Annotated in this window: 32 protein-coding genes; 31 read left to right on the forward strand and 1 reads right to left on the reverse strand. The window is 55.9% G+C overall.

From position 1 onward, the window contains the following. The 27 genes from EI291_RS05305 (at position 1) to EI291_RS05420 (ending at position 19,090) form a co-directional block, all read left to right on the forward strand. Positions 1-348 carry a helix-turn-helix transcriptional regulator gene (locus tag EI291_RS05305; protein WP_125418758.1) on the forward strand — a complete coding sequence of 116 codons (348 nt, stop codon included), beginning with the start codon at positions 1-3 and terminating at the stop codon, positions 346-348. A gap of 58 nt (positions 349-406) precedes the next feature. After that, positions 407-550 carry a hypothetical protein gene (locus tag EI291_RS22775; RefSeq protein WP_170172519.1) on the forward strand — a complete coding sequence of 48 codons (144 nt, stop codon included), beginning with the start codon at positions 407-409 and terminating at the stop codon, positions 548-550. Between the two features lie 124 nt (positions 551-674). Beyond that, the gene (locus tag EI291_RS05310) at positions 675-1,298 is read left to right on the forward strand and encodes a hypothetical protein (RefSeq protein ID WP_125418760.1); all 624 of its coding nucleotides are present in this window, start codon (positions 675-677) and stop codon (positions 1,296-1,298) included. A gap of 2 nt (positions 1,299-1,300) precedes the next feature. After that, positions 1,301-1,678, forward strand: a complete 378-nt coding sequence (locus EI291_RS05315; RefSeq protein WP_125418762.1) for a helix-turn-helix domain-containing protein — start codon at positions 1,301-1,303, stop codon at positions 1,676-1,678. Beyond that, entirely contained in the window at positions 1,675-1,917 is a 243-nt protein-coding gene (locus tag EI291_RS05320; protein ID WP_125418764.1) for a hypothetical protein, read from the forward strand. Before EI291_RS05315 ends, EI291_RS05320 begins: the two co-directional genes overlap by 4 nt. 10 nt (positions 1,918-1,927) lie before the next feature. Beyond that, positions 1,928-3,079, forward strand: a complete 1,152-nt coding sequence (dnaN, locus tag EI291_RS05325; protein WP_170172520.1) for a DNA polymerase III subunit beta — start codon at positions 1,928-1,930, stop codon at positions 3,077-3,079. Positions 3,080-3,108: 29 nt separating this feature from the next. Beyond that, complete coding sequence (locus tag EI291_RS05330; protein ID WP_125418768.1) at positions 3,109-3,330, forward strand: hypothetical protein; 222 nt, start codon at positions 3,109-3,111, stop codon at positions 3,328-3,330. A gap of 165 nt (positions 3,331-3,495) precedes the next feature. Next, positions 3,496-4,719, forward strand: a complete 1,224-nt coding sequence (locus tag EI291_RS05335) for a phosphoadenosine phosphosulfate reductase domain-containing protein (protein ID WP_125418770.1) — start codon at positions 3,496-3,498, stop codon at positions 4,717-4,719. Next, positions 4,716-5,735 carry a DUF1376 domain-containing protein gene (locus tag EI291_RS05340; RefSeq protein ID WP_125418772.1) on the forward strand — a complete coding sequence of 340 codons (1,020 nt, stop codon included), beginning with the start codon at positions 4,716-4,718 and terminating at the stop codon, positions 5,733-5,735. The genes EI291_RS05335 and EI291_RS05340 overlap by 4 nt, the downstream gene beginning before the upstream one ends. Then, positions 5,713-6,759, forward strand: a complete 1,047-nt coding sequence (locus EI291_RS05345) for an ATP-binding protein (RefSeq protein WP_148103383.1) — start codon at positions 5,713-5,715, stop codon at positions 6,757-6,759. The genes EI291_RS05340 and EI291_RS05345 overlap by 23 nt, the downstream gene beginning before the upstream one ends. After that, positions 6,756-6,935, forward strand: coding sequence for a hypothetical protein (locus EI291_RS05350; protein WP_125418776.1), 180 nt, complete (start codon positions 6,756-6,758; stop codon positions 6,933-6,935). Before EI291_RS05345 ends, EI291_RS05350 begins: the two co-directional genes overlap by 4 nt. Then, positions 6,932-7,201: a hypothetical protein gene (locus EI291_RS05355; protein WP_125418777.1), complete on the forward strand. Its 270-nt coding sequence runs from the start codon at positions 6,932-6,934 to the stop codon at positions 7,199-7,201. Before EI291_RS05350 ends, EI291_RS05355 begins: the two co-directional genes overlap by 4 nt. A gap of 11 nt (positions 7,202-7,212) precedes the next feature. Continuing rightward, positions 7,213-7,662 carry a hypothetical protein gene (locus EI291_RS05360; RefSeq protein ID WP_125418779.1) on the forward strand — a complete coding sequence of 150 codons (450 nt, stop codon included), beginning with the start codon at positions 7,213-7,215 and terminating at the stop codon, positions 7,660-7,662. Next, positions 7,659-8,009: a hypothetical protein gene (locus EI291_RS05365; RefSeq protein WP_125418780.1), complete on the forward strand. Its 351-nt coding sequence runs from the start codon at positions 7,659-7,661 to the stop codon at positions 8,007-8,009. Before EI291_RS05360 ends, EI291_RS05365 begins: the two co-directional genes overlap by 4 nt. Further along, positions 8,006-9,667: an SNF2-related protein gene (locus EI291_RS05370; RefSeq protein ID WP_170172521.1), complete on the forward strand. Its 1,662-nt coding sequence runs from the start codon at positions 8,006-8,008 to the stop codon at positions 9,665-9,667. The genes EI291_RS05365 and EI291_RS05370 overlap by 4 nt, the downstream gene beginning before the upstream one ends. Continuing rightward, positions 9,667-10,158, forward strand: coding sequence for a VRR-NUC domain-containing protein (locus EI291_RS05375; protein ID WP_125418782.1), 492 nt, complete (start codon positions 9,667-9,669; stop codon positions 10,156-10,158). The genes EI291_RS05370 and EI291_RS05375 overlap by 1 nt, the downstream gene beginning before the upstream one ends. 95 nt (positions 10,159-10,253) lie before the next feature. After that, positions 10,254-10,685, forward strand: coding sequence for a hypothetical protein (locus EI291_RS05380; RefSeq protein WP_125418783.1), 432 nt, complete (start codon positions 10,254-10,256; stop codon positions 10,683-10,685). Next, complete coding sequence (locus EI291_RS05385; RefSeq protein WP_125418784.1) at positions 10,682-11,110, forward strand: HNH endonuclease; 429 nt, start codon at positions 10,682-10,684, stop codon at positions 11,108-11,110. The genes EI291_RS05380 and EI291_RS05385 overlap by 4 nt, the downstream gene beginning before the upstream one ends. Positions 11,111-11,193: 83 nt before the next feature. Next, positions 11,194-11,976 carry a terminase small subunit gene (locus EI291_RS05390; RefSeq protein WP_125418785.1) on the forward strand — a complete coding sequence of 261 codons (783 nt, stop codon included), beginning with the start codon at positions 11,194-11,196 and terminating at the stop codon, positions 11,974-11,976. An 11-nt stretch (positions 11,977-11,987) separates the two neighbouring features. Then, positions 11,988-12,224, forward strand: coding sequence for a hypothetical protein (locus EI291_RS22605; RefSeq protein WP_148103385.1), 237 nt, complete (start codon positions 11,988-11,990; stop codon positions 12,222-12,224). Further along, complete coding sequence (locus tag EI291_RS05395) at positions 12,221-12,643, forward strand: hypothetical protein (protein ID WP_125418786.1); 423 nt, start codon at positions 12,221-12,223, stop codon at positions 12,641-12,643. Before EI291_RS22605 ends, EI291_RS05395 begins: the two co-directional genes overlap by 4 nt. Further along, entirely contained in the window at positions 12,640-12,891 is a 252-nt protein-coding gene (locus EI291_RS22610; protein ID WP_148103386.1) for a hypothetical protein, read from the forward strand. Before EI291_RS05395 ends, EI291_RS22610 begins: the two co-directional genes overlap by 4 nt. Beyond that, positions 12,888-14,408 carry a terminase large subunit domain-containing protein gene (locus tag EI291_RS05400; protein WP_125418787.1) on the forward strand — a complete coding sequence of 507 codons (1,521 nt, stop codon included), beginning with the start codon at positions 12,888-12,890 and terminating at the stop codon, positions 14,406-14,408. The genes EI291_RS22610 and EI291_RS05400 overlap by 4 nt, the downstream gene beginning before the upstream one ends. Before the next feature lie 124 nt (positions 14,409-14,532). Beyond that, on the forward strand, positions 14,533-16,377 hold the full coding sequence (locus tag EI291_RS05405) for a right-handed parallel beta-helix repeat-containing protein (protein ID WP_125418788.1): 1,845 nt from the start codon (positions 14,533-14,535) through the stop codon (positions 16,375-16,377). Positions 16,378-16,642: 265 nt separating this feature from the next. Then, complete coding sequence (locus EI291_RS05410) at positions 16,643-18,079, forward strand: caspase family protein (RefSeq protein ID WP_170172522.1); 1,437 nt, start codon at positions 16,643-16,645, stop codon at positions 18,077-18,079. Between the two features lie 10 nt (positions 18,080-18,089). After that, complete coding sequence (locus EI291_RS05415) at positions 18,090-18,593, forward strand: M48 family metalloprotease (RefSeq protein ID WP_125418790.1); 504 nt, start codon at positions 18,090-18,092, stop codon at positions 18,591-18,593. 188 nt (positions 18,594-18,781) lie between these two features. Then, positions 18,782-19,090: a hypothetical protein gene (locus EI291_RS05420; RefSeq protein WP_125418791.1), complete on the forward strand. Its 309-nt coding sequence runs from the start codon at positions 18,782-18,784 to the stop codon at positions 19,088-19,090. Positions 19,091-19,186: 96 nt separating this feature from the next. Here the strand turns inward: EI291_RS05420 and EI291_RS05425 are convergent, their stop codons facing one another. Further along, positions 19,187-19,498, reverse strand: a complete 312-nt coding sequence (locus EI291_RS05425) for a hypothetical protein (RefSeq protein ID WP_125418792.1) — start codon at positions 19,496-19,498, stop codon at positions 19,187-19,189. Positions 19,499-19,660: 162 nt separating this feature from the next. On the opposite strand from EI291_RS05425, the gene EI291_RS05430 reads away from it, so the two are divergent. From EI291_RS05430 to EI291_RS05445, 4 genes are all read left to right on the forward strand, one after another. Next, complete coding sequence (locus tag EI291_RS05430) at positions 19,661-19,972, forward strand: hypothetical protein (RefSeq protein WP_125418793.1); 312 nt, start codon at positions 19,661-19,663, stop codon at positions 19,970-19,972. A gap of 152 nt (positions 19,973-20,124) precedes the next feature. Further along, positions 20,125-20,763 (forward strand): hypothetical protein, encoded by a 639-nt coding sequence (locus EI291_RS05435; protein ID WP_125418794.1) that lies wholly within the window; start codon positions 20,125-20,127, stop codon positions 20,761-20,763. A 183-nt stretch (positions 20,764-20,946) separates the two neighbouring features. Next, complete coding sequence (locus tag EI291_RS05440) at positions 20,947-22,785, forward strand: hypothetical protein (protein WP_125418795.1); 1,839 nt, start codon at positions 20,947-20,949, stop codon at positions 22,783-22,785. Continuing rightward, positions 22,691-23,239, forward strand: coding sequence for a hypothetical protein (locus EI291_RS05445; RefSeq protein ID WP_125418796.1), 549 nt, complete (start codon positions 22,691-22,693; stop codon positions 23,237-23,239). Before EI291_RS05440 ends, EI291_RS05445 begins: the two co-directional genes overlap by 95 nt. Positions 23,240-23,288: the final 49 nt, after the last annotated feature.

Here is a 23,288-nt window from a genome sequence, read left to right on the forward strand (position 1 = left end):
ATGGATGAGCCGCAATTCTTCAACCAGCGCTTACGCAAGCGTCGCGCCGCTGCAAAACTCACACAGGCACAAACAGCCGACGCGCTGTGCATTACGCGCCAATGCTATGCCTCCTATGAGGAAGCGCGGGCAGAGCCGCCGTTACGGGTATTGATACTGATGGCTGCCTTGTTTGCCTGCACCCTGGATGAGTTGGTAGGCTTCGACGCAGCGAAAGCATCCCGGCCCCTGGTGCAGCCAACCGCCGCCCGCAAGCCCGGTTCCGGCCGCAAGCCAAAAATGCTGCACCGGCCATCGCCCATCATTTCCTCCCTGCCTTCCAACCGCCCCTTTGCCCCGTGGCCTTGATACACCGCAATCCCAAACGCCCCATTGGTTTACCTCTCACTGTTCAACCAACCGACTTATGAAATCCCTCTCGCCCCGCAAAGCCCTGGATAAACTGCTGCACATGGCTAGTGGTGAAGCCCCCAACTGCGTGAATCAGCACACGATTCAGACCATTGTCGATCAGGTGCGCCCGAAGCGGATTAAACCGGCTTCGGCCTAAAACAGAGGGGCCCGCAACGCGCCAACGCTGCAGGCCCTATCTAATCCATCAACCCCTTGCGAAGGCCGATTGTAGGCCAAAGATAATGAAAGAAAATCAAGTCATTTTTTCACTTCCCGAGCAAGTGCAATGCCTGCACCGGGAGGTAACGATGCGCTGGGGGGTATATCCCGGCCGGGTAGCTGCTGGGAAAATCACCCAGGGCCAGATGGACCGCGAAATCGGGCTGATGTCGGCCGCAGCCCAGACCATCGAGAAGATGGCCAAAAACGGCAGTTTCCGCACGCTATACAACGCCGCTGCCGAGGCCCGCACCTATTCCCACGCAGAACTGATGCAGGAAATTGCCCGCGTGCAGATTCGGGCGAACCAACTCATCACGGATGGCAACATGGCATCCGCGCAAGCCGAGTGCGTGAAGCTGGCCGGCCTGACGCTGCGCTTGTCGGAGCTCATTGGCGAGCTGCTGGTAAAGCCCCAGTCCGACGCACCCGTGGTCAGCGCGCCGGATTTAGCACTCCCGGCCACCCCCGCTACTGCCGCCGCAAATAGCGACTACGCGACAGTCGAGCAGAAAACGGAAATCATCCGGCTGCTGAACCACCCGGCCATTGAGCGCAAGGAGAAAACCAAAGTGCTGCTCAACATCAACCGCATCAGCCCGGATAAGGCCACCGAAACGATAGAGCACCTGAATCAGCTCATCGACGCCTACGATGGTTCCACGACTTATGCGAAAGCCAGTTGATCATGCATGTAGTTGAGTTCAACCAAAGCGCTTTAAAGTCCCTGTTCAGTGAGGAATTCAGCCGCGCCAGTCGTGAGTTCCTGCGTGAGCAGCCCCAGCCCGACCCGCAATACACGATTGAAGAAGTGGCTGATATCCTCAGTGTGGACCCCAGCACCGTACGCAACTACCTAAAGTTATCCACAGACCACCGTCGCTACCTGCCTTTTGTGCAGTGCACCGACACCGGCCGTGGTAACCGGATTCGCCTCAGTGACGTGCAAGCCTGGCAGCAACGCAACCTGCATCAGCCGGAAGAGGCCGAAGCCCAGCTACCGGAAAGCCTGCTGCGCATCTCCCACCGCCGCGCCGCCCGGCGCGAGAAGCGCAACGCCGCATGAAACAGGTAGCTGCTACCCCCGAAACTGCCATTCTGCAGGAATTACGCCGGCTGAATGGCGTGCTGGCCCGGGCCCGCCGCCGGATGATGTGCCGGCCCGACCTGATTTTCTACGTGCGCCGCTTTCTATACGTGGCCCGCGAAGTAGCCGCTCTGGAATCCCTGCTGCTGCTGAGCATTCCCCTTGCCCATGATGAGGCCGTCTACGCACTGTCGCGGCCTGCTTCTGCCACTTTCTAGGTTTTTGTATATGCCTTCTTTTGCTATAAATTCTTCCGTGCTGTTGGCCGCCGTCAAGCAGGCCAATGCTGTGCTCATAGATAACCCCATCGTTCCCATTTACAGCAACATTCTGCTCGTCGTGCAGCCAGGCGAATTGCAACTGGGTGCTGCCAGCGGCGAGGCGGAGCTAAGCCTTCGTATTACCGATGTGGAAGCGGTGGACTCATTCCGCATCTGCCTGCCTGGCAAGTTGCTGCTGACCATCCTGAGTAATCTTCCCAACCAGCCTCTGACTCTGCATGTCGATTTAATCGACCACACCAGCATGTTGACAGCGGCAACTGGCCGCTATAAGCTGGCGGGTGAGAATGCACAACATTGGCCACAGGCCCAGACCTCTGTACGCACGGTAGAAACGGTGCTGGGCAAGCAACTGGAAGAAGCGTTGCAGTCTGTGCTACCATTCGTGTTTACTGACAAGGCTACCCAGCCTGCGTTGGCAAGTGTACTGCTCCAGCTGCGGACGGACGGCTCTATTCGGGCTGTCGCCTGCAACCAGCATGCGATGACCTGGCATGGATTTAAGCCAGAATTGGGCGGCAACCAACTAGCGTCCTTTCTGTTGCCAGCACAGGTAGCCAAACGACTGGGGGCGTTAGCCGGCAAGACCGAGCGGATCAAGCTCGAACTAGGTGACTGGCTAGTGGCTTCATCCGTGCTCACGCAGGGTCCCCAGCCAGAGTGGCTGTTAAAAGCACGGCTGGTGGATGATCGGTACCCCGAGTACGAGAACCTTATTCCACTGGACCGGCCCAACCTAGCGGTGATTTCCCGCCATGACCTGCAGCAAGCGCTCCGACGCGTGGGTGCCTTCGCTGACGACAAGAAAATGGCCGTGGAGCTGCGCCTAAGCAGCCACACTGTACAACTCTACTCCGAGTCGATTGACCGGGGTACTGATGCCTCTGAAGAGGTAGCCGTGGACTACCAGGGCGAGGATATGCGCATTGCCTTCAATGCCAAGCTGCTGGGCGAATGCCTGTCCGTGATTCCAGGCGAACAGATGCGCATCGTGTTCAGCACCCCCAACCGGGCCGCCGTGTTCGAGTCGGCTGATGTGGAGCCCAGCAACCAGCTCACGACTCGCGCTCTGTGTATGCCCATCCTGTTTGCGGCATAATTCTCTTCACTCCTCAGCCTTTAATAGCCATGAATACGCCTGAATTCCGTCCTACCCCCAATCATCAAGTAGGCATCATTACCCTGCAGGTTTCCAGCCTGGGACATGCCGCCGACCTGAACGCGGCCGAACGCGTGCAGACCTTCCTCAACACCGTCGGCCTGCAAGAAGCCGAGAAGCTATTGAGAGCCGCAGCACCAACGGCCGCTGGGCCCGGCCAACTATCCCTCACCTATTCCGAAGCTGCCTAAACCTGAGCCGGCCGCCCACGCCGGGCGGCCGGACGCATTTTCTATGGTAAAAGAACTAGCTGTTGCCACTGGGCTGCTGCTTAGCAGCCTAGGACTGGACACTACTTGGCGCTTAGGCGGGGCCAACATCGAAGCCAATAACGAACGGCTACAGGCCGCTGCCTCATGAAAGCGCAACAACAGAATATGTTCGGCGGCAGCCGGCGGCTGCAGATGAATGAATCTATCGACCTGACTATTCGCAGTCTGCAAGCGTACGGGCCGACCCATAAGCACTGGGCCATTGCCTGGAGCGGCGGCAAAGACAGCACGGCCACGCTTACCCTCGTTGTGTGGTTGATTGAGTCCGGTAAGATTCAGCGTCCGGAAACACTTACTGTCCTGTTTGCCGATACCCGCCTGGAAATGGTACCGCTGATGGCCGCCGCCCATGATATCATGGACAACCTGCGCGAACTGGGTATTGATGTCCGCGTCGTGATGGCGGAAATGGATCAGCGGTATTTCGTGTACCTGTTGGGCCGAGGAGTGCCCCCGCCCAACAACGGTACCCTGCGCTGGTGCACGGCTCAGATCAAAATTGAGCCGATGGAAGCCGAGCTGCGCCAGCTTTTCGCCGAAAAAGGGAAAAAGGTGCTGATGATTACCGGCGTACGGCAGGGCGAATCGGCAATGCGGGATGCCCGCATCGTGATGAGCTGCGGCAAGGACGGGGCTGAGTGTGGCCAGGGCTGGTATCAGGAAACCTTGCCAACGTCACTCTGCGATACATTGGCCCCGCTGCTGCATTGGCGGGTGTGCCACATCTGGGAATGGCTGCGCCACTGGGCCCCGCGTGCCGAGTACGGCGACTGGAGCACCGAGATGGTAGCCGAGGCCTACGGCGGCGACGAAGCTGAGGAAAAGAACGCCCGCACCGGCTGTATGGGGTGTCCGCTGGCCAGCAAGGATATGGCTTTGGAAAACCTCACCAAGCGGCCCCAGTGGGCCTACCTCTCCCCGCTACTGCGCCTGAAGCCGATGTACCGATGGTTGCGCGAGCCTTCTCAGCGGCTCCGGCAGCCTGGTGGTGAGAAGCGCAAGGATGGCACTTTAACTGCCAACCAGCAGCGGATGGGACCGCTCACGATGGAAGCGCGGTTATCGGCACTGGATCAGGTGTTGGCTATTCAGGCCGAAGTAAACCAGGTAGCTGAAGCCACGGGCCGGCCGCGGGTGGACATTCTCAATCCGGAGGAAGAGGCCCGCATCCGGGAGTTGATTGCCCTCAACACCTGGCCCAACAAGTGGACTGGCGAGGAACCCCGTGCTGATATCGCGCTGGATACTATGTATTCGGATGGGTCGGTCTGGCCCATTTTCGACTTTCTTAAATCATCTGCCGCATGAAGGCTCCTGCATTTCAATTTTACGCCGCCGATTATTTGGCTGATGAGCAGGTGATGCTGATGAGTCTTGAAGAGGAGGGCGCATACATTCGATTGCTAGCGTACTGCTGGCGTGAAGGCAGTATCCCGGCTGATGAAGCGCTGCTGGCACGACTCTGTAAAGGTGCTACAGCCAATGTTATAAGGGTGGTTATAGAATGCTTTCAACCGGATGATAACCGACCGGATAGACTTGTGCATCCTCGTTTAGAAGAGGAACGAGCTAAACAGCAAGTGTGGCGTAACAAGTCTTCGGAAGGTGGCCGAAAATCAGCTGAGAAGCGCTGGGGCAAGAAAGAATCTCAACCAAACGGTAGCCACCCTTATAACGGTGGTAATAAGGGTGGCTTTAACGGTGGTGTAACACTTCACTCTTCATCTTCTACTTCATCTACATCTTCAGATAAAACACCCCCTACCCCCGCTGCCGAGTTGTGTGTGTTGGCTGAAGGCTCAAAAAAAAATGAGGGCATAGCCGCAGGTGAAGAATTACCCTCTGAAGGCTCGCTCGCGTCGGCTTCGCACACTGGGGGCGCGGCGGCCGATGTAGCTACACATGTTGAATTCCGGCCCGATCCGGAGTGGGCACCTCAGATGCGGCTGGTAGCAGAGCAGATGGCAGAGTTCTGGAAGCTGGGCACCCTGCAGCAGCAGGCCCGCTTCAGCCTGAGCCGCTTTTGCCGCACCGTGTTCGAAGCTGGCAACGGCGAGGCCTTGCAGCAGCAGTTCACGGCCTACCGCTTCTACAAGCAGGAAAACGACGAACGGGTACACCGCTGGGAAACGTGGATCGGCAAAGAAACCGCTGCTTACCAGGATGGAGAATGGATTAAAAACGACTGGGTAGCCATGCTAGAAGCCGCCCGCAAAAACCCACGACATGGAATTCAACGCACTACTGGCGCAGGCCGCCCCGCAGCAGCCGGGCGAGTCGCATCCCTCCCCGCTTCCGCCTATGGTCGCAAGAAGGCAGCCTGAGGCACCACCGGAAACGCCCGATGAAGTTGAATTGACAACCGGGCAAGTGCAGGAGGCCCTGCACAGAGCCCGGAAGGTTAAGTATGGCAAGATTTACCGGGAATACCGGCTCTGGGCTCACCTCAACTGTGACCTGCTATTCAACGACGATACCCAGCAGTGGGAATCCCGCCCCCGGGCATCCGCAACGCCACCGCCCTTTCTGCCGCTCAAAGTGGAGCTTACCGACCTGTCGGCGGAAGAATCGACTGAGGCATTGGCCGCTGCCCAGCGCCGCGTGTGGGGCAATCTGGCTGCTCAGTATTACGACGTTCAAACCCAGTACCAGAAAGCCCACGGCACACCAAAAGGCCCGCAACTCACTCCCGATCAGATGCAGCAGTGGGCTGTGCAGCAGGGCATACGGTTGGGAGCAGCCCGACAGCCACCCCGCGCCTTTTCTCTACCCCTGGAGCGCCAGCAGCAGTTGTTCGCTTTCTGCGCAGCCTACTTTTCCGGACATGAGCAGCTGGTGCGGCAGTTGGGGGAAGAGTGGTTCGGCGACGACACCTTCACCACGGCCAAAGGTCTGCTGCTGGCTGGACCGCCCGGCGTCGGCAAATCCTTCCTGCTGGCCTGCTACCAGCATAACCCGCACCGGCCCTACGGCATGGTGCTGGCTGAACGGGTAGCCGAGGCCTATAAATCCGGCGAGCAGGGGAAGGAGCTTCAGTTGCGCTTCTGCGGGATGGGCGGGCAGAATATGTGCTTCGATGATATGGCCGCCGAACCCGGCACCGTCAAGAACTGGGGTAACGAAGATGCGCCGCTCGCCCAAGTCATTCTTGGCCGCTACGCCCGCTACGAAAAGGGTCTGTTGCCGCAATGGGGGACCCACCTGAGCACCAACAATCCGCTGGAACGCTACGATGGCATGCCTACGGATATGCCTTCTCTGCGGGAATTATACGGCGACCGGGTAGCCGACCGCCTGTACGAACTCTGCAACATCGTCCCGTTCGACGGAGACAGCCGCCGGCAATGACTACCCTGGAACGGGCCCTGCTCGATGCGCTGGTAGCCGCCGAGTTCTGGCAGCAGGTAGGCGAACCGCACCGAGCTGACTGGGCCGAAATCCACCACCTGAGCTACCGCCTGCATTACCGGGCCCGGACCGGCCGGGCCCGGACCATCATTCGTCCGTCAAAACTCAACCCATGACCGCTGCCGACGCGCTGGCCAGCCTGGGCATTACCCCAGATGTCCCTGGCCCTTTTACCTACGATGAGCTACTCCAGGCAGCCGAAGCCGCCCTGGCCCTGCCAGTAGAAGAGTATTCGCCCGAATCCATCACCCGCGAGCAACTCAAAGGCCATGCCTTCCTGATGGGTCCGGCCAGCTTCAACACGGCACCCATAGCAGAATCCGCACCCTCTTGGCCCATTTTCATCAACCGCAGCCCCAGTGAGGGGCATCCACCTTTTTAATCCTTTATCCAATGAAAATCTATCAGTACCAGCGCGCCGACGGCCGCATCTCCCAACAACAGTTCAGCTCCGACGCCACCGCCCTGCGCTTCCTGCAGGAGTTGGGCGATAAATGGCAGCTGGTTACCCCTATCTGCGACGCGCAGCCGCTACCGGCCCCACTCGCCCACCCCGAGCCCACTGAGCAGATGCGCGAAGCCGCGTTGTGGGTGCAGGGTGGTCTAGAGTTGATGGAGGCCGGCTCCCTGCATGCTGCGAAGGAAGCGTTTCGCACCGCCTACGGCCGTCTGACCGGCACCGAGCCGGCCCGCGAGCATAGCCCGGTTGGTATCATTGCTGTTGCGCAGGCCTGCACCGGCTGCAGCAACGGTAACTGTACCACCGATACCCAGCCCTCCTATGGCCAGCCGGACGCACAGGGTCACAACCAGGCTGCTGCCGACCACGGGTTTGCCTCATGACGACGCTGGCCCAAGTGCTGGCCATCCTGAAAGGCCGCCGTTTCGACCTGCAAAACGAGAAAGTACTTCAGCTCCAACTCGCGCAGGCCTTTGAAGCGGCGGCCCTACCAGCCCAGCGGGAAGTGAGCCTTTCCCCGGCCAGCATCATTGATTTTATGGTAGGATCTATCGGGGTAGAAGTCAAAATCAAAGGCACGCCCAAAGCCATTTACCAGCAGTGTCAGCGCTACTGCGAAAGTGAGCACATCACCTCCTTACTCCTGCTCACCAACAAGCAAGTGCGGCTCCCTGCCAGCCTGCACGGCAAACACACTCACGTTTTTAACCTCGGACTTTCATGGCTATGACCAAAACATACGGAGAGTGCATCTACGATGCTGCCGCCCAGCGCTACACCATTACCCGCGCTGAGCCGCACATTTCCCTCAAGCTCAAAAGCATCTTTCCCCGTATCCCGAAAACGGCTACTCCGCCTTATCATTTCGCTGCCACGCCGCAGAACAGCGCCGATCTGGAGTGGTTCATGCAGCGTTACCCACTACAGGTATCCCACACCGATGCGGCGACCCTCACCCATGGTAAACAGACTTACCAGGACACCATCAACGAACTGGAAAGCATCCTGTTGCCCGATTACCACCCAATGCCCACCGAGCTCAAAGATGGTTGGCAGGCCCGTAGCTACCAACTGCAGGGTAGCCAGGTGCACCTGCGCACCAAGCGCCTGCTACTGGGTGATGATCTGGGTCTGGGTAAAACCCTGACGGCTATTCTCTCGCTGCTGCACCCGGACACGTTGCCGGCGGCCGTTGTGGTACAGACGCACATGCCCCAGCAGTGGCAGCTGAAAGGCATTGATAAGTTTACCAGCCTGCGCACTCACATGATCAAGAAAACCACGCCCTACAGCCTGCCAGAGGCGGACGTGTACATCTTCAAGTATTCGCAGCTCGCCGGCTGGACCAGCCTGTTTACCAAGCGGTTTTTCCGCTACGCCATCTTCGATGAGGTGCAGGAACTGCGCCGGCACGAGAGCGAGAAGTACCGCGGTGGGCGGGTGTTGTCGGAAAACGCCGAATACACACTGGGTCTTTCGGCCACGCCCATCTACAACTACGGCGACGAGATTTTCAACGTGCTGGATCTGCTCAACCCCGGCTGCCTGGGGGACCGATGGGACTTCCTGCGCGAGTGGGCCGTGCCGCAGGGCATGCACCATCGCATCCGTGACCCGCGGGCCCTCGGTACCTACCTGCGCGAAAACTTCCTGTTCCTGCGCCGCACCCGCGCTGACGTAGGTCGCGAACTGCCACCGGTCAATACCATCGTGCACACCGTCGGCTACGATGAGCATACCGTGCAGGAATCGGAGGCCCTGGCTAAGCAGCTGGCCCTGCGCATCACGACCGGCTCGTTCGTGGAACGCGGCGAGGCCGCCCGGGAACTGGACATGCTGGCCCGCTACACCACCGGCGTAGCCAAGGCCCGCGAAGTGGCCGTCTTCGTGCGCATGCTGCTAGAGGCCGGCGAGCCGGTTATCCTCGCCGGTTGGCACCGCGACGTGTACGACATCTGGATGCAGCAGCTCAAATCCTTCCGGCCCGTCCTCTACACAGGTAGCGAAACCGGCCCGCAAAAGCAGGAGTCGGTGCGGAAGTTCCTGGAAGGTGAAACCGACCTGTTCATCATCTCCCTGCGCAGCGGGGCCGGGCTGGACGGCCTGCAGGAGCGTTGCAAAACGGTCGTGTTCGGCGAGTTGGATTGGAGCCCCAAGGTGCACGAGCAACTGATTGGCCGCGCCGACCGCGACGGCCAGCAGCACCAGGTAACGGCTTTCTACCTGGTGAGTGAGTCAGGCAGTGACCCCGTTATCATCAACATGCTGGGCCTGAAATCCTCGCAGTCCAGCGGTATCGTGGACCCGCTGCAGGAAGTAGCACCCCAGCACAGCGACGAGAGCCGCATCAAGGTCTTGGCGCAGCACTACCTCAATCAGGCCGCGTAATGGGCAAGTTCACCCTACCTCCGCACCTGCAGAAGCGCATCATTAACGATACCCGCCCTGCTACTCGCGCACCGCCAGCTGGCCAACCACCTGAGCCGGCACCCGATACGTCCGCCAAGCCGAAGAAAAAGCGCAACACCGGTCCCACCAACTCCCTCACCACAGCCATTATCAACTGGCTACAGCTCCAGCGGTGCAAAGCCTGGCGCCAGAACAACGCCCCAGTGTACGACCCGGCCCGCGGCTGCTTCCGCAAAGGCAGCACCGTGGACGGTATCAGTGACGTGATGGGCTACCACCGTCCCACCGGCCGGGTGCTGGCCGTAGAAGTGAAGGTGGGTAAGGATGCGCTCTCAGATGAGCAACGCGAGTTCCTGGAAGAGGTCCGGGCCGCCGGCGGCTTCGCTTGTGAGGGCCGCTCGCTGGAGCAGGTACAGCGCGAGTTCAACCAATGGAAACAATCACTCACTCAATTCAATCAAGCAGCATAATGGAATTCAAGCGTAGCATCTCATTTACTCCCCCTCTCGTCAAAGCAACCGCCGTTGGTAGAAAAACCGTTACCCGACGGCGCTTTTCCGATGAGTTGATCTTCAACCTTCATCCTGACCGATACAAATTCCTGGGCGTGGATGAGGATGGCCGGGCTCTATTCGAAGATCTGCAGCCCGAAATTACCCCTTGGGTTACACCTGTTGCATGCCCTTTCGGCAAAGCAGGTGACTTATTGGTAGTGCAGGAAGATCCGAACATCATCCTGCGTATCGAACGTGTCCGGGCCGAACAGGTGCAAAGCATCACCGAAGAAGGTGCCAAAGCGGAAGGCCTGCAGATGTTCGATAAGTTCGGCGCTACCGAATGGGGTGGTGTAGAGCCCCACCCGGACGTTCCGAACCACTTCCGCTGGTACAGTAGCCCTATCACGGCGTTCCGCTCCCTGCTCACCTCCATCTATTCCAACGCCTGGAAGCGCAACGAGTGGATGTGGGTTATTGAATTTAAGCGCATCGAGCCATGAAGAAGCTACGCCACATAGCCTGCTCCATCGACCCCGAAACCGGCGACGTCGAATACTTCAAAGCTGGCCACACGTCACGCTACAACACTTCCGGCAACTTCAACACGCCCAGCAAGCCCACAAAAGAATATAAGGCTCGCAAACGTCGGGAGAAAAAACAGAAGTACGCTGGTTGCCACCCGCGCCCCCTGTTCCACACTGCCACGGAGGATATCGGCGGGGCCCAGCGCTTCCGGCTCAAGCAGCGGGTGCTACGGGAGGCCGGTTACCAGTGCGCCCAATGCGGCAGCCGGTTCAACCTCACGCTGGACCACATTATCCCGCGCAGCAAAGGCGGCGGCTGGCACCGTTCCAACCTGCAATGCCTGTGTAAACCCTGCAATGAGACGAAGGCGGATTTGATGCCCTACGACCTTGCCGCCTGATTTGAATGGTTTATTTGGAGTAATTGCATGTACTTTACATACAATTACTCCATTACTTTTCCTTACCGTTTTCGTTTTTCGCTATGGCCACGGGACAGCCAGATGCACCTACTCCATCCAAAAAGAAGCTCACGGCCCTACAGCAACGGTTTTGTGAGGCGTACGCACGTCTATGGAAGGGGGCTCCTGCTGCGCGTGTAGCGGGTTACGCCACGGGAAGCGCCAAACAGACCGCACTCGACCTGCTCAAGGACGAGCGCATCCTGGCAGCCATTAAGGAAGAAGCGGTTAGGCTCGGTATGAGCATAGACGAGGCCACCGTTCGCATGTCGGAGTGGGGCCGCGTCACCGCCGATGATGTGCTGACTAAAGTGGAGTATGAGGAAACCACTAAGATACACCAGCCGCTGGAAGAGGCTATTCAGGCTATTAAAGATGATATCGACTATGAATATGAGTTCATGGTTCGATCCTGGGAGGTGCTGGGCACTAGTGAAGAGGATCAGGGTAAAGAGCTGCTACAACACCAAGCATGGGTTAAGCATCGAAAGCTGGATATCCTGCGCCACAAGATGCAGTTGGAGCGCAACCCCAATGCTTTCCGCATCATTGATGGCCCCAAAGTGAAGAAATACCGGATGCAGGTAGACCTTGTGAAGGTGCACGACCTGCAGGCCGGCCACATGATTAAAAAGGTCAAGGAAACCAAGTATGGCCTTGAAGTGGAGCTACACGACGCGAGGGACGCCACCGACAAAATACTGAAGCTCAATGGAGCTTACGCCCCCGTCAAGGTAGACCACACTACCAACGGCAACGATATGCCCGGTTCCAACATCATGATGCCCGACAACGGGCGCGACTAATTCCCTTTCTTATGGTAACCCTACCCACCCGAGTTGAAGCACATACACAAGCTGCCGCTGTTCACCAGCCTTGCATGGATGTGCCCTTAGAGCTGGCCACGCCGGTATTGCAGGCGATAGAGGCCGGCCGAATGTTCGTTGTGCTCGAAAACGCACGGCATTTCAATGTCCGCTTTGAGGCTTGCTTTAAAGCGCGGGGCTACGATACGGAATGGGTAGCGGACGGGTTGAAAGTGAGTTGGACATGAGCGCACAACCCTACGAAATCGAGCTGGTGGCCAGCGAAACCGATACAGACTACCACGAATCGCTGCTGGCCACCATCACCGGCCTGCCCAAAGCCGAGATACGGGAGAAGCTTCCCCAGGACCTGAGCGGCGGCGGTGGCTGGCGTGGCAGCAGCTTCCCACGGGTGGCCCGGCTGCTGGGCTTCAACGTGAACCCGCGCTTTATCAAGTTCGACCCAGCTACCCCGTGGCCCTGCATCCTGCGCGTGCAGGTGCCAGAGCACTGGGGCTGGAAGGGGAAGTGGTGGGCCGTCGTCTACAACCAGGGCACGGTGTATCTGCCCGATCAGGGCGTACGTGGCTCGCTCAATCAGTTCTTATCCCTCTACCCCGGCTGCCGTGTCACCAGCATGCTGCAAATCTGGATTTCCGACCTATGACCAAAGAAGCTACCATCGAATTTTTACAAGAGGCAGGTTTTCAGCTACCTGAGTCACATATCGTTGTTGATGAATTAGACCGTCTCCTGCCAAACGCCGAACAATCTTTCGCAGATAGACTGGCAGTGAGCCTGCAAACGCTTAGGTCTTGTACCTCGGCAGTACAGCGAGTTGCTTACTTCTATTCGATCGGCGTGAAAAGTGGCACTGTCATTCGAGGACTATCCTTACTGATTTGGGCCAAATGACCGCCGTATCTCCCGAAGCAAGAATCATCACCCCGCAGCCCGGCTTCCAGATGGCCGCCCTGAGCACCGCGGCCGACATTGCCATCATCGGCGGTGGTGCTGGCGGCGGGAAAACGTATGCCCTGCTGATTGAGGCCTCTCGCCACCGGTTCAACAAGGACTTCGGGGCCGTCATCTTCCGCCGCACCTACGCCATGGTCACCAATGAGGGCGGCCTCTGGGATACCAGCAAGGACCTGTACCCGATGGTGGGTGCCAAGCAGGGCGACCTGGAATGGAAGTTTCCCAGCGGGGCCCGCGTGTCGTTTGCCCACATGCAGCATGAGAAAAACATGTTCGACTGGCAGGGCACCCAGATACCGTTGATTGTCTTCGACGAGCTCACCCACTTCACCAGTAAGCAGTTCTGGTACATGCTCACCCGGAACCGCTCTATGTGCGGGGTGCGGCCATACGTGCGCTGCAGTTGCAACCCCGACCCCGACAGCTGGGTAGCGGAGTTGATTTCGTGGTGGATTGGTGAGGATGGTTTCCCTATTCCGGAGCGGGCCGGCGTGCTGCGCTACTTCACCCGCGACGGTGAGGTGATGGTATGGGGTGATACCCCTGAAGAGGTCATAGCCAAAGCGCCGCACCTGTTCCAGGCAGAGCTGGCCGCTACCCGCCCGAAGTCGCTCACCTTCATTCCGGGCAGCATCTACGAGAATAAGAAGCTGCTCGCGGTAAACCCAGAGTACTTGGCCGGCCTGATGGCGCAGGACGCCGAAACCAAAGCCCAGCTGCTGGAAGGTAACTGGAAGGTGAAGGTGGACGGCCTGGCCCTCTTTGATCCGACCCGCATCAACGACCTCTGGACCAACTACCCCGTGGTAGAAGCCCAGCCCCGGCGCTGCATTACCTGCGACGCTGCCGGCTTCGGTCAGGATAAGTGCGTCATTAAAGTCTGGGTAGGTTGGACGGTGGTCGCCATTACTGTCATCAGCAAATCCGGCTCCCGCGACATCGTAGATGCCATTGAGCCGCTACGCCGCCGCTACAACGTGGCGCAGTCCGATACGCTCATCGACCAGGATGGTGTCGGCGGTGGCGCGGTGGCGCTGGGTGGCTACCAGGGCTTCAGCGGCGGCAGCCCGGCCCTGCCAGATCCGGAAACCGATACGAAGGAAGCGTACAAGAACCTCAAAACGCAGTGCTACTACCGTATGGCCGGCCGCGTCAACCGGGGCGAGGTCCGGATTGAAGTCACCACCGACAGTTGCCTGATTGATGATGTGCGCACCACCAAGATGAAGGTGGGCGGCGTCGTGGTTGATATTCGGGAGGTTATCAACCAGCATCTTAAAGCCATCAAACGGGGCAAGGATACAGCTGAGGGCAAGAAAACCATCAACTCCAAGGAAGAACAGAAGATCCTGCTTGGTGGGGCCTCCCCCGACTTTGCCGACACATTCAGCTTTCGCGAGTGGTTCGAGCTGCGGCCGACGTATCGAAAGGGCTTTATGAAAAGAATTAACTAGTTTTTTTAGCAAAAAGTATATAAGCCACTGCTTTAAAGCCACTTAAATCTAATTTTATTAGCCATAAGAACCCAACATAATTAGTAAAGGTTGAATAAGTATCATCAACTTAATCAATCTGATCATGGCCCAAACCCGCGCCCTTATTTACTCATTAGATGAGTACTCAGGAGAAAATGTGCAATTTGAAAAAACGGCAGAATGGTGGGACGGCTCACCGATGACGGATGCCAAGGCAGACGGAATTATTTTCCGTAAAATTGATGGACTGTACTATAAGCGCCTTTACAATGGTCCCATCAATGCGCTTTGGTTCGGTCTGAAAGCAGATTATGACTCTGCCACAATGGGCACTGACAATACTGCTGCACTTCAGGCTCTCATCGACAGCATCCCATTCGGTCAAGCGGTAGATATCTTTGTACCTAAAGGCGACTATTACTTCATTTCCGAAGTCGTGGTTCGCAACAAGAGCTTCCGTCTCTTCGGCGAAGGAGGGTCTTCTTTTACTGCAGCAGAGGGCAGTACTCGTTTTGTGTTTGAAGGCAACAGCCGCGGTATTCATTACACTCGCGTCCCGGTGCAAGGGGAGTATACTACCCAAGGTCCTTTCTTCGAGAAACTGTTTATCCAGTCTCGTCAGAAGATAGCCAACACGAACTATGATGGCATGTACGTGGAGGGTCGTTGCACTATTAAGGACTGTACGTTCCGTGGGTGGTCGGGCAATGGTCTATCAATCTATGCTGCCGTACAGGAAGGTACCGACGCATCTCTTTCAGTCGTTGACCACTGCCGCTTTGCTGAGAATACCAGCAACGGTATGAAGCTACGAGGCCCCGATGCCAACCAATGCGCCATTACGTATTGCGACAGTGTTGACAATGGTGGTGCCGGCTTCTTTGACCAGTCCTTTTTGGGTAACCAGTTTGTTGCTTGCCACGGAAACAATAATGGAGATGGCCATTACGTAGTGATTGATCCGAATGCTCGTACTTCGTTTATCGGTTGCTACGGTGAAGGCGGTAGCCTGCAAAGCTATATTGCTCCTGAAGCTGTTGGCGCCATGGTTGTTGGTGGACTGCATGCAAATGGCTGGCGTGGCAATGCTCCTGGCAATGAATATCGCCTCTCTGGTGGCTTGATATTACAAGGCGTATTCGCGAACAACTTTGTGTTTACTCGCGGTTACCCTAATACGCATGTTTTAGGCATCTCCAGTGACGGATTTAGCTTTCAAGCTACTAACAATACCATTCAGATGCGGGAAACAGGTGGGCAATACCCATGCGTTTCACTGACTACGGATTACGGGGCAGCTAACCCGCTCGCATCTTTTGTAGGAGCTAATTATCCGTACGCGAAGTTGTTCGAATACCAAGGTCAGATCAAACGGCGTAGTCTCCCCATCAACAGCTTTGCTGCGGATAGAGCGTTATGGGTCGGCAATAGCGTGATTACAGCTGTTGAAAGTCTAACTACCACGCCTGATATGCTCTACAGAGCTGGTGATGAACTGTTCAACACGGCTTACCAACCGCATTTGCCCGCCGGTTGGAAATGCACTCGTGGTGGCCGAAAAGGAGCGGATAATTTCACCGTTAACATCAACACATGGGGTGGAAATGACAGCTTTGCTCTACCATCCAATGTGACCGTGCAACCAGGCGACAGTATTGTACTTACGTCTGCTCAGGGCTTCACAGTAGGCAACGATGCCACTACTCTGCATGAGTACTATGCATATGTAGTAGCAGTAGAAAATGGCATGGTGAAGCTCAACGTGTATGTTAATTCCTCCTACGTCCCTATTGCTTTCTCCTCCGTAGCCCCCCTCTTCCGAGCAACAGGTGACGGCGTAGGTACTACGGCTCAACGGCCAGACATGACTGGTACAGAAGCTGGCTTCAAGTATTTTGCTACTGACACTAGTACATGGGCAACCTGGACGGGTACCAACTGGGTGTAAGCGTCCTTTAGTATGTATTCTAAAAGGCCTCAGTAAAATACTGAGGCCTTTTTCGTCCACGAGTGGTTCGAACTGCGACCAGTGTTCCGCAAAGGCTTAACGAAGCGCAAGAATTAGATAAGTCAAAATTAATATTTTAATTATTATAAATATAGGTATATTTAACTATGTGCTTACCTGCTGACTACTACCCACCTATTGCCGCCTGTTGAGAAAGCTCAGGCATAGCAAAATAGTACTATGTTCAACTCTAATGTACCTAGTCATGCGGATCATCCTGATGATGGCCTGTGTGTTTGCTGCGATAGCAAGCCATGGGCAAAGCATAACACGAACCCCACTCTACCAAGAGGGCTTTGACAGCGGTAGCCGTGAATGGTCTCACGTCACGATTGACGACCTAGGCTATGAAGCTTACATTAATCAGGGCAAGTATGTATGTCGTTTGCCAGAGAATAACTCAATGGGCTGGGCGTGGACTTTTGTCTCCCTCCCAGATAGAATACGACAGACAGTGGACTCTAATAGTAAAATAGATTTAGAGTTCGACTGGACTGTTACTTCTAATCGGGATGATTCACGAATCGGACTAATGTTCGACACCTACAATATACGTGATGGGTGCCCTGGAGGAGATTTTAGGGCTATCCTATTTGAAGGTGATGGAGCCACTTTGGAGACATCATTTTCACAAACCATGAATTGTAACAGAGACTTGAAATGGATAATAGACGGAACCGATACTGAAGACAGACCGACTAACCACGTAAAAATATCCAAGGATAACTATACATGGACGGTTTATGTAAATGGTAAGAATGTGCTGGATTTCAACTATTCAGGCAGTATGCGACTCGCTCAGCTTAATTATGGGCGTGGCACATATCTGGTTGATAATATTAGCATATACCGTAAAAATCTTTCCGTGGCACCTGTCGCATCAGCGAATCAACAAGGTGCCACTACATCAAGCTCCAATCCTCGCATTTGGATACTGCTTGCAGGGATAGACAATTATTTATACCAAACACCTCTTAACTACACCGTTAACGATGTGAGAGCTATGTACAATTTTTGGACTAGTGCAAGCGGTGGCAGAATTCCAAGAAATCAGATTGTATTATTAGAGAATCAGGAAGCAACCGTAGACAATATTTTACGAAATGCCAACAGACTTTTTTCCCAAGCCTCGCAAAATGATATCATTATCACATTCTTATCGGGGCACGGTGGTTATGGATCATTCGCCTCCCATGATGGAACATTAGATTATCAAAATCTGAATGTCATCATCAACCGGTCTAATGCGAGAAAAAAGCTCTGCATTATTGATGCATGCCATTCAGGCTCCTTTTCCAGAAAAGAAGTATTGACAAGTCGGGGTGAAACACTTGATCCCGACCAATCCGTCAATCTTTTCTATGCAGCACTAAGTAGGTCAGGTGATGGTATAGCATATCTACTTGCCTGCCGAGCAAATCAATTGTCTGTAGAATCACCTGAATTACAACATGGTTTATTCACCTATTATTTCCTGGAGGGACTTAATGGGGCGGCTGATACCGATAGAGACAACTTAATCACCATTCAAGAGATCTATAGCTATTTGGCGAGGCGCGTACCTGCTTACGAAGCCACACAAAATCCCGAGTTACAAGGCACGTATGACCCAACAATGCCATTGGCTGTGATACACAAATGATTTCCTCATCATGAAAAAGTTTCGCCTACTCGTGTTACTTTTCACCTTGGTGAGCTTGCCAGGGTTTGGTCAGTGGCAGCAAGACCTTCAGCAGGCGGCTCCTGCTGTTCGTGTATTTGCTAACGCCAGTTTGAATGATATTGCTATGGCAACATTCGATCAAGGAGGGCCGGTAATCTACTATAATCCCATGTTGTGCCAACAAGCTGGAGATCTAGCCACGGCATTCATGATGACGCATGAAGTAGGGCATCATAACCTGAACCAAGCTGTCCAGATGTCTGGCAACCCATTGGCCCAGCTATGGCTAAACATGAATCAGGAAAATGCTGCTGATGCCTTCGCCGTTGAGTTTTGGGTTGCCCGTGGCAACAAGCTTATTATTCAAAGTGGTGCTATGTTCATGTGGAATGTGAACAACATGGGCGACAGTACTCATCCTCCTTCACGCATGAGAGCCAATAACATTGCTGCAAACTATCAGCGACTTACTGGAATGTCTCTATTCCCTTAGTTATTCTGACAGAAGAAGCCCAGTCAAGTTTGGCTGGGCTTCTTCTGTCAGAGTATTTGAGTAGTCAATGGCAGATATACTGAGGAATATTCGCGCTTGGCAATGTCAAAACTGTCCGTAGTATGGCCTTGATGGCACTTAGTCCCTATCCTAGCTTTGCTCTATAACCTATCCATCCTTTCTAACTTATGAAAACCAAACTGCTTTTTCTCTCCCTGGCTGTGTGCAGCCTGTTCACGACACTCCCTGCCTCTTCTGCCACTCCCGCAGCTGCGAGCAGCATCGTATTGTTTGGTGACTACCAAGATGGGTATGATAGCGGCCAGACTGTTCGGGCCTCATTGTTGTTTGATGCTGGTGGAAATCCTCACAATCAAGCCTTCTTGGCAGCTGTGCAGGATGAAGTCGATGCTGCCTACATCTACCGCCAAGGAGCTACTACCCAAGGCGACTACAACTACTGGGACGGTTATATCGCTGGTATCAGCAAGCGTTAATACCAATTTTCTTTCAAAATAAATAAAGAAGGCCACCTCAGGTGGCCTTCTTTATTGTAGATAGTGTTCCAAAAAGGCTTTGTGAAGCGGGAAAAACTAGCCTTCTATAACAGGTGCGGGCGTATGTGTCTTCACCAGGTCGATTACACTACCTACCTCAAATAGTTCGCTCCGGTTCAGGCCAGCTTCCCGCTGCGCAATCGGGTGCAGCTCTGCAATGGCGTTGTAAGCCTCTTCACTGATGATGAGGTAAGCCACCTCACCCGTGGTACCCTGGCCCCGGTCACCGTCTACGCAGATCAGGTGGTCGTACTGGTTGAGCGGCTTGTACTTGAAGATGCGGATGAATGCTCGGTTGCTGGCGTAGGCATTCAAATCATCCGGGGTGCTCAGTTTCTTGGAACTCATAGGTGGCTGTAGGTTGAGGCTGCAAAGGTAAGTGTCTACCTTCCGAGAGTAATTCGAAACACATAGGGAATGACTGATGTCACAATTTCAGGATAATAGCCCTTTCGCTAGGATCACTAAGGCCGTAGACTTGGCCATTGTTCTACCAACTACTTCCTTTCAATGAAACGAATTGCATATTCTCTCGCAATGGCAGCTATGCTGCTAGGTGTGGGAGCTGTAGCTGAGGCTGCTGCTGTTACCCAGACACAGATTGCTCTGCCCATCGGCTATACCCTTGGTTATAGAGATGGTCAGGGATTTGCCCAGCGCACTGGGGACAATGAAGAGGAGATGGACCGGGCGTATAACGAAGCGTACGCCAATTGGGAATACTATCAAAGCGTTGGCGAGAATGACCAAGCAGAGTTCTGGCATGGCTATGTCGATGGTTTGAACTGGATTCCTGACAGCGGCTCCCCCGTTATCCCGTAGTAAGTAATAGGGCATCAGGAGTAATCACCGTTTCCTAAAAACCCACCTCGACATACGAGGTGGGTTTTCTGCTTTAAAAAGGATTGTTGCAGTTCTGAAATTATTGTATGTATTTTACATACAATAATTCAACCTTATCAAAGCTGCTCGCCATGGACTGCGTACGCCCTGCTTCTCTTACCGCCCCTGCCAAAGTGGACTGCGCTGTGCACTTCGGCCAAACCGTCCGGATGGCTATTGGCCGCCGTGGTGCCATTGCTGCAGCTTTCGCAACTGCGGCTGCACTGGCTACCCAGGCTGCCTGGAATGCCGCTATTACGGCCGGCGGTGATAATAAAGTCATTCTGACGCCGATCTACGTCAACCCGCAGATTCCGCAGTCGGAAGCTCAGTTCGCTGGTGAAAACACGAATGAGTCAGTGGGAGGCAAAGGCTTCCTGACCGGCTACAACTCGGTGAAGTACACCGCTGACTTCATCGGCCTGCCCAGCGCTGTCAAAAAGGAGCTGGCAAAGATTGAAGAGGAAAGCCGCGCCGAACTGGGTGTTGATCCGGTGGAAGCCGTGCTGATCACTCCCGACGGCCGCATCATCTACCGCGAAATCGACAGCAAGCCTGCTGGTATCCCCTTTTCCAACTTCTACCTACAGTCGGTAGGGTCGGAAGGCTTCAAGGCCCTGAACAAAAACACCTTCGGCCTTTCGCTGGATGGTAAGTGGGACGAAGATGTGGCCATTGCCCAGGCGGCCTTCGACTTGCTGAATCTGTACCCTGAAGCCGGCGGCGGTTAATGGCCACCACCTCGACCGGAGCGCAACCCGATGTAGTGTGGTTGCGCTCCGAGTCGCTCGGCGAAGAGAAACCATTCTCTCCCGATCATGCCGAGCGGCTTCTCGCCTTAGAAAGAAAGCAAGGTCACTCCGACTGGCTCCCGATGGAGCCGCCCACCGCCACCACCGCGCGCCCTACGGCCGATGATTCTCCAGCCCCAAGACGTAATCGCTCTCCTCGAAAACCCCGCCAACGGCCTGGCCATAGCGGAGTGTCTGCGGCATGAGCAGCGGCTGCGGCTGCACGCGGTTCCGCACGTGGATACCAGCCGCCGGCCCGCCGGTTGGCTATATCTGCGCGACTGGGCCAAATCCATGCTGCCGGCTGACCGATTTGCCAAGTGGGAACAGTGCGTACCGGCTCCGCTGCCGACTACCGACATTGTAGAGGACATCTTCACTGGCCTGCGCCGGGTGTTTGAAGCCGAGGATGGCATGATCAGCTGCGAGCTGGCCACGCCCGAGCTGGAAACCGACTTCGAGCAGTTCCGCACCGCACAACGCGAGGCGGACTTCTGGGAGAAGGAAGCGTTTTCGGCACTGAAAAGCCGGCCACATGCGCTGTTGGTAGTGGATATGCCCGCGGAGCAGCGCACCCGCTACCCGGAGCCATACACGTTGCTGGTGCACCTGGAGGATATCTTCGATGTGTTCCTGAAAGCCGATGGCAGCTGTGAGTACGTGATGTTCACCCAGCCGAGCTACAAGGATGCTACCGGCCGCGAAATCGAGCGGTTACACGTCTACGATGATGCGGCCTATGCTATCTGGGAAAAGCCGGTAGATGAGCAGCAGTGGACCGAGGTGGTGAACAACCCGCACCAGCTGGGCACCTGCCCGGCCCGGGTGCTGTGGTCGGAACCGCTGGACCAAGCCACCGACCTGCCCCGCCGGGCCCCGCTGACGGCCGTACTCGGCAGCCTCGACCGCTTCGTGTGGTGGGATGGAGCCATTGAGTATTACCGGCAGTACGGCACCTTCCCTATCATCTGGGGCTTTGAGTCGGAATGCGACTATCAGGCCCCCGATGGCCAGCGGTGCCAAGGCGGGCAGGTGAATAAAATCACCGGCTACGAGACGTTGGGCACCGGCGAGCAGATACCCCGCTACCAGGTGTACGAGTGCCCATCCTGCGCCGCCAAAGAGCTGCTGGGACCAGGTGTGTACGTGGAGGTGCCTGCGCCTTCCAAGGATATGCCCGACACCCGCGACCCCATCGGCATGGTCACGCCCGATGTGCAGGTGCTGGAGCATATCCAGCAGGTGCAGCAGCAACGCCGCGAAGCCCTGCTGCGGTCGGTGCTCGGTGGTGGTGGGGAGCCTCAGAATGAGCAGGCCAAGAATCAGAAACAAGTGCAGTCCGGCTTCGAAATCAAGCAGGATGTACTGGTGGAGTTCAAAAAGCCCCTGGAACAGGCCCGCGCCTGGGAGCTTACCATCAAAGGCCGCCTGCGCTATGGCTCGCTGTACCGCTCTACCATCGTCAACATGGGCGAGCGGTTCTACCTCAAAACCCCGGAGCAGCTCGCCATTGAGGAAGCGGAGGCCCGCAAAGCTGGCCGGCCCGTGTACGAGCTGAGCCAGCAGCGCGAATTCCGTTATCAGACCGAGTACCGCCACAACCCGGCCATGCTGGACCGGATGCGGATACTCTCCGACCTGGAACCCTACCCCGAATACTCGGTGGATCAGATCCTGACCATGCTGGCCACCGCCGGCACCTCGCCGATAGTAACCGGCCTCTTCGACGAGCAGCTGATGCGGCTGAAGGTGGATTTCGGCCGCTACCTCACCCGCTTTGAGTCGGAGAAGTTGCCGGTTACCCGCTTCGCCTCGCTTCAGCCTTACCATATCAAACTGGCCCTCATCACTCAAATCCTTTTGTCTTATGTCAACGACAACCAAACCCAAGGCAGCGGCAGCCAAAGTGGCGGCCAAAACCCAGAAACTCGACCTGCGCGAACTGCAGGCCAAGCAGCTTAACGGCGAAGAAATCGAGCAGGCCAAAGGCAATCAGGACAGCTCGTATGAGTTTCCCGCCCACGAAGCCGACCGCGTGCACCTGAAGCTCACCAAGAAGGTCAACGACCCAGTGAAGAAGGAATACTCTGACGTGGACAAGGTGGTGAAGCTGGTGCCGGCGCAGTACGAGCGCATGGAGCGCAACAACGCTTTTGCCGAGTACGACTCCCAAACCATCCTGCACGACCCGCGCCCTGCTGCTGCCAAAAAAGAAGCTGAGGCATCTGCTGAAGCTGGTGACGGCAACAAAGAGCCGATGCAGCCTAAGAAGGAACTGCCCTCGCTTCAGGATGCCCAGATGCGCTTCCAGCAGCTGTATCCCGAGGAAAAAGAACTGACGGCTTCCAAGAACTACGATGAGCTCATCGAGCTGATCCAGGCCAAGGATGCCGATTTCGGGAAGGTCGCTGAATAAGTGACCGGGGCCGGTTCCACGCGGGTGGGACTTCCGGAGCCGGCCCTTC

The sequence above is a fragment of the Hymenobacter rigui genome (genome assembly GCF_003944715.1).
Lineage (GTDB): Bacteria > Bacteroidota > Bacteroidia > Cytophagales > Hymenobacteraceae > Hymenobacter > Hymenobacter rigui.